The sequence below is a fragment of the Rothia sp. HMSC069C10 genome (assembly GCF_001812205.1).
Lineage (GTDB): Bacteria > Actinomycetota > Actinomycetes > Actinomycetales > Micrococcaceae > Rothia > Rothia mucilaginosa.
This window is the reverse complement of record NZ_KV808297.1, coordinates 1-11,800: the sequence shown is the minus strand read 5'-3', so window position 1 is coordinate 11,800 and position 11,800 is coordinate 1. Positions and strand designations below refer to the sequence as shown.

At 57.2% G+C, this 11,800-nt stretch carries 7 protein-coding genes; 6 read left to right on the top strand and 1 reads right to left on the bottom strand.

All coding sequences use genetic code 11. The annotated features are described in order from the left end of the window. Window positions 1-66: 66 nt before the first annotated feature. Window positions 67-1,548 carry a glycoside hydrolase family 1 protein gene (locus HMPREF2842_RS02390; RefSeq protein WP_005508795.1) on the bottom strand — a complete coding sequence of 494 codons (1,482 nt, stop codon included), beginning with the start codon at window positions 1,546-1,548 and terminating at the stop codon, window positions 67-69. Between the two features lie 142 nt (window positions 1,549-1,690). On the opposite strand from HMPREF2842_RS02390, the gene HMPREF2842_RS02385 reads away from it, so the two are divergent. The 6 genes from HMPREF2842_RS02385 to HMPREF2842_RS02360 all read left to right on the top strand — a co-directional run bounded on the left by HMPREF2842_RS02385 (window position 1,691) and on the right by HMPREF2842_RS02360 (window position 11,522). Further along, window positions 1,691-2,389: a lipoate--protein ligase family protein gene (locus tag HMPREF2842_RS02385; protein WP_005508794.1), complete on the top strand. Its 699-nt coding sequence runs from the start codon at window positions 1,691-1,693 to the stop codon at window positions 2,387-2,389. A gap of 68 nt (window positions 2,390-2,457) precedes the next feature. Next, entirely contained in the window at window positions 2,458-3,348 is an 891-nt protein-coding gene (locus HMPREF2842_RS02380; protein ID WP_070615825.1) for a fumarylacetoacetate hydrolase family protein, read from the top strand. An 869-nt stretch (window positions 3,349-4,217) separates the two neighbouring features. Beyond that, window positions 4,218-6,932: a Rib/alpha-like domain-containing protein gene (locus HMPREF2842_RS02375; protein ID WP_070642437.1), complete on the top strand. Its 2,715-nt coding sequence runs from the start codon at window positions 4,218-4,220 to the stop codon at window positions 6,930-6,932. A gap of 116 nt (window positions 6,933-7,048) precedes the next feature. After that, window positions 7,049-7,474, top strand: a complete 426-nt coding sequence (locus HMPREF2842_RS02370) for an ArsR/SmtB family transcription factor (protein ID WP_049356821.1) — start codon at window positions 7,049-7,051, stop codon at window positions 7,472-7,474. Window positions 7,475-7,606: 132 nt separating this feature from the next. Then, window positions 7,607-9,640 (top strand): threonine--tRNA ligase, encoded by a 2,034-nt coding sequence (thrS, locus tag HMPREF2842_RS02365; protein ID WP_070642434.1) that lies wholly within the window; start codon window positions 7,607-7,609, stop codon window positions 9,638-9,640. 367 nt (window positions 9,641-10,007) lie between these two features. Continuing rightward, the gene (locus HMPREF2842_RS02360; RefSeq protein ID WP_070642431.1) at window positions 10,008-11,522 is read left to right on the top strand and encodes an ATP-dependent nuclease; all 1,515 of its coding nucleotides are present in this window, start codon (window positions 10,008-10,010) and stop codon (window positions 11,520-11,522) included. Window positions 11,523-11,800 lie beyond the last annotated feature (278 nt).

Sequence of the window (11,800 nt, the reverse complement as noted above, 5' to 3'; positions counted from 1 at the left end):
AGGGATTTTCGCGGGGTTCAGCGTCTAGGGTTGCCGCATAAGGAACAGCCTCTAGAGCCTTACCAGTTAAAGCTCCGCGCCGTTGCTGGCAATCACCTCGCGGTACCAGTGGAAGGACTTCTTACGGTAGCGCGCCAGGGTGCCGGTGCCGTCGTCGTTGCGGTCCACGTAGATGAACCCGTAACGCTTGGACATCTGCGCGGTGGAGGCGCTAATCATGTCGATGCAACCCCAGGTGGTGTAGCCGAGCACGTTCACGCCGTCCTCAATCGCCTCGCGTACCGCGTGCAGGTGCTGGCGCAGGTAGTCGATGCGGTAGTCGTCCTCCACGGTGAGCTCACCGTTCACCTCGACCAGTTCGTCGCGGGCGCCCAGGCCGTTCTCCACGATGAACAGCGGCTTCTGCCAGCGGTCCCAATACTGGTTGAGGACCACGCGCAGGCCGGTCGGGTCAATCTGCCAGCCCCATTCGCTGGCAGGTAGGGTCGGGTTCACCACGCCGCCGAGGATGTTGCCTTCGCCGCGTTCGCCTCGTGCCGGGTCGCCGGTCGCGCAGGTGGACATGTAGTAGCTGAACGACACGAAATCCACGGTGTTCTTCAGGTCCTCGCGGTCCTGCTCGGTGATGTTCAGCTCCACGCCCTTCTCACGCAGGGCACGCAGGAAGTAGCCGGGGTATGCGCCGCGCACGTGCACGTCACCGAACGCGAAGTTCGCCTGCTCCGTCTGCATGGCGGCGAGTACGTCGGCGGGGTCGGGGGTGAGCGGGTAGGTGGGCATGGCAAGAATCATGCAGCCGACCTGGGCGCCGGGCGCCAGTTCGCGTGCCGCAGCGGTGGCGCGTGCGGAGGCGACCAGTTCGTGATGCATTGCCTGGTACAGGTCGGCGTCGCTGAGCTGATCCGCCGGGGTGTTAATGCCGCCGGACATGAACGGCAGGTGCAGCATCGAGTTGATTTCGTTGAAGGTCAGCCAGTACTTCACGCGCTTGCCGTAGCGGGCGAACACGGTGCGGGCGTAGCGTTCGTAGAAGCCGATGAGTTCGCGGCTGGTCCAGCCGTTGTACTGTTCGACCAGGTGCAGCGGGGTTTCGTAGTGGCTGAGGGTGATGAGCGGTTCCATGCCGTGCTTTTCGAGCTCGTCGAGCACGCGGTCGTAGAAGGCGAGGCCCGCCTCGTTCGGGGTTTCTTCGTCGCCGCGGGGGAAGATACGCGACCAGGCGATGGAGAAGCGGAAGACCTTGAAACCCATCTCCGCGAGCAGGGCGATGTCTTCGCGGTAGCGGTGGTAGAAGTCGATGCCCTCCAGCTTGAGGTTGTCCTCGGTGGGTTCCGCGGTGCGCGGGTACAGGCCGCCGGCGGGCAGCACATCCTGCAGGCTGGGGCCCTTGCCGTCTTCGTTCCAGGCGCCCTCGAACTGGTTGGCGGCGGTGGCGCCTCCGAAGAGGAAACCGGCGGGGAACGCGCCGAGCGGTTGCGGTTCGGTCAGGGCCGGGTTGGAGTTGGGCAGAGGGGTGGTTTGGGCGGTGATGTGCTGGTCCTGATGCACGGCATCCTCCAAGGTGCTTTAGGTCTTTCTTCTACCCTAGCGGAGGGGGAGGGGGATTACTAGGTTTTAGCTACCCGGGTGGGCGTTTTCGCATTGTGGGGAGACGTAGGAGCTGTGGCGGGCGTAACCGTAAAATAGGAACGTGCAGATTATTCGAGAGACCGGCCCCGAGTCCGGCGATATCCTCATTCACCACGACCAGACGGTGCAGATGCTCCGCGAGGTGGCAAGCGGGCAGCGTGAAGCTACCCTACGCATGTATCAGCCGAACCCGACGGTCGCGTTCGGCCGCCGTGACGAACTGAACCCCGGCTTCGCGGCCGCCTCCGCGGCGTGCGCCAAGCACGGCTTCGAGGTGCTGGTGCGTAAGGTCGGTGGGCACGCCGCCGCCTACCATCAGGGGTGCCTGGTCGTGGACCATTTTCAGCCCGCCTCCGACGCCCGCAGCGGCAACACCCTACGCTACGAACTGTTCGGTTCCATGTACGCGCAGGCGCTCCGCGAGGTTGGCGTGGACGCGCGCATGGGCGAGATCCCGGGGGAGTACTGCCCCGGCGAGTATTCGGTGCACGCGCAGCTTCCCGCCTCCGCAGGTGGTGGCCGCATTAAACTGGTTGGCACCGCCCAGCGTGTGGTGACTGGCGGTTGGTGGTTCAGCACCGGCATCGTGGTCTCCGACTCTGCGCCGCTGCGGGCGGTCACCGCGGATGTGTACCGTGCCCTCGGCATGGAGCTGGACCCCGCCACGGTTGGCGCGGCGCAGGACGCGAACCCCGCCCTGCTCATGGAAGACCTGGAAGACGCCATCGTTGAGGTGTACGCCCAAAACGGTTTTCACTAGGTTGTTTTATTTCTGACTTTTATCCGTAACTTATTCGATATATCCCCACCTGAAGCGAAGGAGCATCCATGCGTTGGGCACAGATTAAAGACTCGAAGGGCAGCCGCGCGGTCTGCTTCTTCGAAGAGACCGTGTACGAGCTTCCGGCGAAGCTCAGCCCGCTACTGAATTTCTACAGCCGGTTCCGCCTGAACTTTGGCGACCCGAAGAACGCCGTGGCAATCCTGAAGGAGAACGGCGCGACCGTCATGGGCCACGGCGAGGAACTATGGAACTCCCTACCCTTTATTCGCCCGCTGGATAAGCCCGGCAAGATTGTGTGCGCCGGCCTGAACTACCGCGACCACGCCGCGGAAATGAACCTTGAGGTGCCCGAGCATCCGGCGCTGTTCGCGAAGTTCCCGAACGCGCTGATTGGCCCCGGCGAGCAGATCCGCATGCCCGCCGCCGACGGCACCGGCAGCACGAAGGTCGACTGGGAGGTTGAGCTGTGCCTGGTCGTGGGCGCTCGCCTGCGTAATGCCACGGAGGAGCAGGCACTTGAGGCTCTGATGGGGTACGCGGTCATGAATGATGTGTCGGTGCGTGACTGGCAGGGTCGTTCTTCGGAGTGGTTCCAGGGTAAGAACTGGGATGCGATGACTCCGTTTGGTCCGGTGATTGTGAGCCCCGATGAGGTTGACCCGGTTGCCGGCCTGGAGCTGGTCTGTGAGGTGGATGGTGTGGTGCGTCAGCGCGGCACGACGGCGGATATGGTGTTCACTCCGGCGCAGCTGCTGTCCTATATTTCGCGGTTTATGACCCTGGAGCCGGGTGACCTGGTGGCGACGGGTACCCCGGCAGGGGTTGGTTTGTCGCTGCATCCGCGTCAGTGGTTGAAGCCGGGGCAGACGGTGCGCACCCGTATTGAGGGTATTGGCGAACTGGTGAATGTCTGCTCGGAGGCGGGTGCGCTGTAGCTATTCGGTAGCTCTGTGAGTAACCGCTATTGAACCCACCTGAACCCACAGAGGCGGGTGCGGCACCTGCTATTGGGTGCACCGCAAGGCACCCACAAATGAATATCTATGCACCCCGCATGTGTTTTTGAGGCGCATGCGGGGTGTTTCTATGCTTTCTAAAGCTCCCGGTGGGCGGCTTGGAATTCTTGGAATGTACAATGAAGGGCGTCCTGCGTGGGGGAGTGTGGTGCATGCATGGTTACACACTGACAAACACATAGAAACTTTGAACTTTTACGTGAATTTTAGGGTTTTGGGTGGGTTTTGTGGGTCTATAGGGGTGAAACAAGGGGGTGCTCCCGGTGGTGATTGCGACTCAAAAATGGTTGACGGGGCTCACAGAAGCCCCTGTTTCAGTGACTGAGACCATATCTACCTTTGGTGCGGAATCCCAAATTGTGGTCACGTGTGAGAAATTCAACAGACCGTTTTGGCGCGTCATTCCGGGAACTTTGAGGTTGAGGGTTTAGTTTCCCGTGCGCATTTTTCGTTTTTCTGAAGCTATACTCGCTTGACTAGGGGTAAAGCATAAACACTGCGGTGCAAATTCCGAAAACCTGAACATCTATCAATGCACACAGGTGTAAAGAAATATGAGTCTAAACCTGAACCTTTATCAAAAAATCGGTGCCCCAAATCACAAACTCGTTTTGCGTTCGCCCAAAAGACTATGTAGGGTATGGGGATTATCTGAGAGTTTCCTGAGAATTCCTGCCAGAAGATCGGGGCCCACCCGGGCACACCCTCAGATGCATATTTCACTCACGTCCGTGTTTGTTCATACAAACGCACTCACTCAAACAAGCCGACACGAACGGAAGAAAAACATGACCGCAACTGCATCCAAAAATCCGGCACAGCGCCCGACAAACCGCCGCCGTGCCACCATCGCTGCCTCCGCAGCACTGGCAACCGTCATCACCGGCGCGAACCTCCCCGCGACCTTCGGTGCCACCGCCTCCACCCGCAACGTATCCGGTACCACCTGCGTCGACGCAGGCTACCGCACCGTGCCGACCCTCGCGAACATCACCAACGTCGCGCCCGGTCCGACCTGCTACTGGAACCCCGACCAGCAGGCACAGACCATTGACACTCTCGCACCGGTCAACTCCTCCCTCACCAAGGAGCAGCTGACCACCACCGAGAACACCTCGCCGCTGAGCGGCAAGCTCGCCAGCGACTCCTTCGCAGCCCAGAAGCTCACCGGCACCGAAGCCGTCGCGCCCAACAGCAGCGAAATTAGCCGCACCTTCCTCGAATACAGCGGCGATGCGGGCAACCACCCCGTCACCACCGCCATCAACGGCGGTACCCTCAAGAAGATTCGCACCCAGACCGTCGGCGGCCACGAAAACATCCCGACCCTCGCCGTGAACTCCGCGAACCCGCACCAGGAGTACGTCGAGGTCGTCTCCCGCGATGGCCGCGTCAACGCCAACGCAGAGAACAAGCGCATCCTCACCGGCGGCATCCCGATCCCGAACTGGCTTGCCGAGGACCACGGCCTCTCCGGCGACCAGTCCGTCGCCCTGTACGACGAGGCGACCGGCATCTGGCGCTCCTACTTCAAGTTCGTCAAGGATGCAGACGCACAGACCTACACCAGCACCGCCCGTGTGCAGGTCGGCGGCGGCAACGCGTCCACCCCCAAGAGCGCCAAGATTCAGTACGACAACGTTGGCCGCGGCAACGCAGGCCAGACCGTCACCATCAAGGCGCCCGTCAGCATTGACGTGAAGTCCGGCAACGCCCGCACCTCCTACCCGATTGCTCGCGGTGCGAAGTTCCGCCTGGCGAAGAACGTGCCCGGCGCGTCCATCAACGAGACCACCGGCGAGATTACCTACAAGATTCCCGCAGGCACCCGCGGCACCGTGGACATTCCCGTGGCGGTTGACTACCCGGCAACCTACCACGTGTCCTCCGGCGGTTACATGCTCGCTAAGCCGAACTTCGGCGGCGTGGGCGAAGACAACTACTGGCTGACCCTCAAGAACGGCACCTCCTCCGTGGTGGGCCTGGCAAATGAGCTCACCCAGATTGGTGTGGACGAGCTCAAGGCCGGCAAGATCAACCACATGGTGTCCATCACCGCGGCTGACTACGCTGCACTGGTCTCCTCCTTCCCCGCGAAGGGTACCGACGGCAAGATTGACGCGAGCAAGTACCCGAACGCACCCCGCGCGGGTCAGCGTGGCTTCCTGCCCGCAAGCTTTGATGTGGAAGAGCACCTGGCAAACACCGGCCACGCTGACGACCAGCTCACCCGCATGATCCTGACCGCAATGAAGGAATACGGCTTCATCCTCACGGACCACAACCTCTTCACCAACGCATTCAACCTGGAGGCGGCAAGCTCCTACGCGCCCTACGCCCGCCAGGGTAAGAACGTGTATAAGGAAGACCCGCAGCTGGCGGCAATGTTCGCGAACTTCGTGCCCAGCGGCTTCACCGGCAACCAGTTCCCCTGGCAGCAGGTGCAGTGGATGCCCGTGAACTACACCGAGTCCGCTGAGAACACTGCACGCCGCGAGGGCACCCAGGTTCTGCCGCAGAGCAACAACCAGGCTGCCGACTCGAACGCTGACGCGCACAAGATTGCACGCCCCGTGACCGTGCGCCGCTCCGCCGTGCGCACCCCCAAGGCCGTGCGCATCAGCGACGCCGAGACTCAGAACGCGGCAGTGAACCAGGCTTCGGACGCCGTGAAGTTCAAGTACCCCTCGGATTCCTACGGTAAGACCGGCACCGGCTCCGGCGTGTTCTACCAGCCCGCCGAGCACCACGCCACCGTCTACTCCGGCGAGACCGCAGTCGCGCAGAGTGTTCACCAGTCGCACAAGGTTTCCCCGAACTACCGTTACGCGCGCGACTACAACTTCCAGGAAATCCAGCAGACCCCGAACTTCCGCCCCAGCCGCTGGGTCAACAAGGAGAAGGTCAACACTGCTGGCGGCCAGTTCTCCAGCGCGGAGACCGGCATCCGTTTTGCCTCCAACGGCAAGACCGGCACCTACTCGATCGATCTGAACACTCACGAGGTCACCGGCACCACCTGGGATCTGCGCCGCGACAACGGTACGAACATCACCGTGAACCGCACCGGCAAGGCACCCGCACGCATGTCCGATGTGAAGGCGAAGAGGGGCGCAGCCGCACAGCTGTACTCGATTCCGCTGAAGGTGCACGTGGTTGACAAGAACAGCCCCATCGCGCGTGAGGACTCCGTCTCCCTGTACTCGGGCACCACCCAGAACGTGGCAGTCCTGAACAACGATGAAGCATCCTTCGGCGCATACAGCCGCGGCGAAACCGTGAAGAAGCTGGAGCTGCTCAACCAGCGCGGCCAGGCCGTCAGCGCATACAGCGACGAATACGGCACTTACCGTGTGGTGACCCTGCCCGACGGCACCCAGGGCATCGCGGTATCCGCTAAGGATAAGCAGGGCTTCGCACCGCTGGTCCGCTACCGCGCAGTGACCGACAAGGGCGTAAAGTCCGCTGAAGGTTACCTGCAGGTGGCAGTCGCTAACCGCTAGCCGGACGCACCTGCAGTATTAGTGCACATAGGGGAGAGGGGCACGTCAAGAAAGCACGCCGCACAGGCGTAACTTCCTTGACGTGCCCCCTTTCCTGTACATAAGGTGAAAATACTATGACTCAGAGCCAGCACACAGACCAGACCGAAACTAACACCACCCACACTGACCATGCCCACGAGCATGCATCGGACCATACCCACGAGGCGCCCACCAACGCGCCCCTCCTCGAAGGCAGCGGCCCCAAAGACTGGGAGGAACAGTTCGGCCCGTCCGTAGCGATTTTCTCTGCGCTCGCGAACCCGCTACGCCTGGCGATTGCGCACCACCTGATGCACCGCCCGCACAGCGTGAGCGAACTGCACACCTGCCTGGGTATTTCGCAGCCGCTCGCCTCGCACCACCTGCGCATCCTGCGTGAGGCGCACGTGATTGACCGTGAGCAGCAGGGCCGCACCACCATTTACCGTCTGAAGGACGACCATATTAGCCACATTGTGGTTGACGTGTATGAGCATACGCGTGAGCATCATGCGGACTAGTTTGCCCTCAAGCTGAGCGTTGGCTGGGAGCCGTTGTAAGATGGTGTGTGTCCGTGCACCAGTACAGTGCGGAATAGTATGCGCACCGGCGGCGCCCCGAGTGGCACGCTTGCGCCTGAGTTAAGGAGACTTATGTCTGCCGCTGATTCTTCAGCAATTGTTATTAGCGTTTCTGGTGAGGAGCGCGAGGTCACCGCGAAGACTGCCGCTGAGCTGTTCGCTGACGACCCGAAGATTGTTGTGGCACGCGTGAACGGCGTGCTGGTTGATCTCTCCCACGAGCTGTCTGCTGGCGATTCCGTTGAGCCGGTTTTCATTCACGAACCGGACGGCCTGAACGTTCTGCGCCACTCCGCCGCGCACGTGATGGCGCAGGCGGTGCAGGAGTACCGCAAGGACGCCAAGCTGGGCATTGGTCCGTACATTACTGACGGCTTCTACTTTGACTTTGATGTGGCTGAGCCGTTCACCCCGGAAGATCTGAAGAAGATCGAGAAGTCGATGATTAAGATCATCAAGTCCGGTCAGCTGTTCCGCCGCCGCGTGGTCACCCACGACGAGGCTGTCGCCGAGATGGCGAACGAGCCGTACAAGCTGGAGCTGCTCTCCCTGACCCAGGGCCCCGGTTCTGGTGCGGATGCTGCCGAGGGCGCATCCGTGGAGGTCGGCGAGGGTGAAATCACCATTTACGACAACGTGCACCCGAAGACCGGCGAGACCGTCTGGAAGGACCTCTGCCGCGGCCCGCACCTGCCGAACACCAAGCTGATTGCTAACGGTTACGCCCTGATGCGTGCCGGTGGCGCGTACTGGCGCGGTTCTGAGAAGAACCCCATGCTGCAGCGTATTTACGGTACCGCTTGGCCGACTAAGGACGAGCTGGTGGCGTACAAGGAGCGCATCGCTGAGGCGGAGCGCCGCGACCACCGCCGCCTGGGCCGTGAGCTGGACCTGTTCTCCTTCCCGAAGAACATTGGTCCCGGCCTGCCGGTGATTCACCCTAAGGGTGGCGTGATTAAGCGCGAAATGGAAGACTACGTGCGTACCCGCCACATTCAGGAGGGTTTCCAGTACGTCAGCACTCCGCACATTTCGAAGGAAGACCTGTTCTACACTTCTGGTCACCTTCCGTACTATGCGGACGGCATGTTCCCGCCCATGGAGCTGGATAACGGTCATTACCGCCTGAAGGCTATGAACTGCCCGATGCACAACGAGATTTACCGTTCTCGTGGCCGTTCGTACCGTGAGCTGCCGCTGCGTTTCTTCGAGTTCGGTACCGTGTACCGTGACGAGAAGTCCGGCGTGCTGCAGGGCCTGACCCGTGTGCGCATGATTACTCAGGACGACTCGCACTCGTATGTGACGAAGGAGCAGGCACCGGACGAGGTGCGTCACCTGTTGAAGTTCATGCTGAGCCTGCTTGAGGACTTCGGCATGACTGACTTCTACCTTGAGCTGTCGACTCGCGACACTGAGGGTGATAAGAAGGATAAGTTCATCGGTACTGATGAGCAGTGGGAGGCGGCTACCGCGGTTCTGGAGCAGGTTGCGAAGGAGACCGGCCTGGAGCTCGTCCCGGATCCGGGTGGTGCTGCGTTCTACGGCCCGAAGATTTCGGTTCAGGCGAAGGACGCGATTGGCCGTACCTGGCAGATGTCGACCGTGCAGTACGATTTCAACCAGCCGAGCCGTTTCGGTCTGGAGTACCAGGCTGCTGACGGTACCGTGCAGGAGCCGGTCATGATTCACTCGGCGAAGTTCGGCTCGATTGAGCGCTTCTTGGGTGTGCTGACCGAGCACTATGCGGGTGCGTTCCCGGCATGGCTCTCGCCGGTCCAGGTTATTGGTGTGCCGGTGGCTGAGGCGTTCAACGACTACATGACCGAGATCGCGGATAAGCTGCGTGCGCACGGTGTGCGTGTTGAAGTGGATTACGGTTCGGACCGCTTCACTAAGAAGATTCGTACCGCGTCTACTGAGAAGGTTCCGTTCATTCTGATTGCTGGCGGTGAGGATGCGGAGCACGGCGCTGTTTCGTTCCGTTTCCGCGGCAACAAGCAGGAGAACGGTGTGCCCGTGGATGAGGCTGTGGCACGTATTGTGGAGCATATCCGCAACCGCGTGAACGAAGACCCTAAGCCCAGCACTGAAGCTGCTGAGTAGTACTAGGCTTTCTGGTCTAACTCATATATAGAAACCACCCCCTTTGCGGCGACAAGCTGCGGAGGGGGTGGTTTCTTTGTGTGCTTTGGGGAGGCGCGGGTGGGGGAGTGTGGTTGGGTGTAGAAAGCTGTGTTGTGCGGGAGTTTTTCCTAGTCCGGGCGGGTGTCTTCGTGCTAGTGTAAGTGATGGTGCTAACGTTCGTTGCCGTTCGGAGGTGCCGGTAATTGTACGATTCGGATAAGGATGTCTGGATGTATATGAGTACCTTATGTGACGGGTTTATTGTTCGCAATTTTAAGGAGGAGCTTATCAGGTAAATGTTTCTGAAACTTATTTTAATTATTTCGTAACTATACAAGGAGGTATTGTGTACATCAAGCGCGTTGAGCTAGAGAATATACGTTGTTTCTCTGGAAAAGAAGAAATTTTCTTATCGCCGGGCTTAAATTATTTTGTGGGTGAAAACAATAGCGGTAAATCGAGTGTAATGCACGCACTTGACTATATAAGGAGCTTTTCGTCTAAGGATGAGTCAAAAATTTATGCAAATAATACAGATTTATCAAAAGTTATTATAGATATTGCTGAAGATAATTGGGATGAAATTTTACAAGAGGGATCTTTAGCAAAGCTAGCTACATATCTATTTGACGACCCTAACGGGGAGGGGCAAATTTTACGAGTGCGACGCCAATCGAGAGAAGAATCTGTTATTCAGAATGGGAAGAAAGTAAATATTGATTCTAAAAAAGTTGCTTTCTGGAACCAGGAGAATAAACAGTACGAAAATGCTACGGGAATCGATGCGACATTTAAAAAATTATTAGATTTAAATTTCATATATGCTGATGAAGCTCCGGGAGACCATTCAGATATGTCGGGTACAAAAACTCTTGGAAAGCTTATTGCGGGATGTATATCTGATATTGCTTCACGCGAATTATGGGACAGTTTTAACATAGCTCATCGTAATTTATTTATTGAAAATGGCAATGGTGGTGTTCAGGACGCACTGTTTGGTTTGGGTAAAGAGCTGAGTGAGATACTTGCCAAGCAATATGCGACTGGTATTCAGGCAAAGTTTATGTTTGAAATGCCAGATACCTCCTCTTTCCTCAAATCGGGATATGTTTCTATATCTAATGGCAATAATGGGGAGGATGAAACCGACCTGGCAAATAAAGGCACAGGGTTGCAGAGGGCGTTTATGTTGGCCTTACTGCAACTTTATGCCAGGAAATCTACAGGAGGTTTTGATAAGCCTCATCGTATTACTTTTGGCTTGGACGAGCCTGAAACATGGTTGCATCCGAGGGCTCAGATCAAGTTGATCGAGGCAGTAAGGGAAATTTCTAAAAAGCAACAGGTTCTCCTTGTGACACATTCCCCCTATATGTTACAAAATTTCAGCCCTGATGACTCTGCCGTTATTATTTTTGGTGATAATCAGAATGGTGGAAGGACTTTTGCATATACTGAATTAAACAAATGCAATTTGCCATACATTTCATGGAATGCAATTAATTATTATGTTTTCGGTGTTCCAAGTGTTGAATTTATGGATGAACTTTATGGCCATTTTCAGGTAAAGGTCAATAAAGGTAAGCCTTTACGGGAAAATGAAATAATTAAGAGTCTAAATGAGCGTGGTGTAAATTCAACTGAGATTTGGCTAAAGGAGTCTGTGAGGAAGGATGTTAATGGAAATGAGGTAAAGTCTTATAAACCTTTTAATGTTCCTCTCTGTGTTTATGTGAGAAATTCAGTTCATCATCCAGAAAATCGTAAGAATGACAAATATACAACAGATCAACTGGGGAAAGCTATTAAGGAGCTCGAATCTGTCATTAAAAAATTAAATGTAAGCGGTGCAAGTAGTTAATGAATTTAGTTGTATGTCAAATTTGTTTTAATTTATATATTGATAGCATGTTCCATATGTAGGTAAATGGAATTTTTAAAATTTTAGATGAAGAAGACCTGGTGGGTATTATTAAAGTAATATCCACCAGGTCTTTTTCTATGTGTTAGGGGCGGGGGAGCTGACCCTGAGAACCTTAATGATTTGCAAAGGATGCATCTAGCGAATAGCCTGACCAACAGTTGCAAGCTATGAACTTTATTGACGTTAAGGGGCTCTTCAGAGTTGAGTGTGGTTGG

Excerpts from the sequence above, each read along its gene's own strand:
- HMPREF2842_RS02380 (WP_070615825.1), top strand. The coding sequence starts at position 2,458 with ATGCGTTGGGCACAGATTAAAGACTCGAAGGGCAGCCGCGCGGTCTGC.
- HMPREF2842_RS02375 (WP_070642437.1), top strand. The coding sequence starts at position 4,218 with ATGACCGCAACTGCATCCAAAAATCCGGCACAGCGCCCGACAAACCGC.
- HMPREF2842_RS02370 (WP_049356821.1), top strand. The coding sequence starts at position 7,049 with ATGACTCAGAGCCAGCACACAGACCAGACCGAAACTAACACCACCCAC.
- thrS (WP_070642434.1), top strand. The coding sequence starts at position 7,607 with ATGTCTGCCGCTGATTCTTCAGCAATTGTTATTAGCGTTTCTGGTGAG.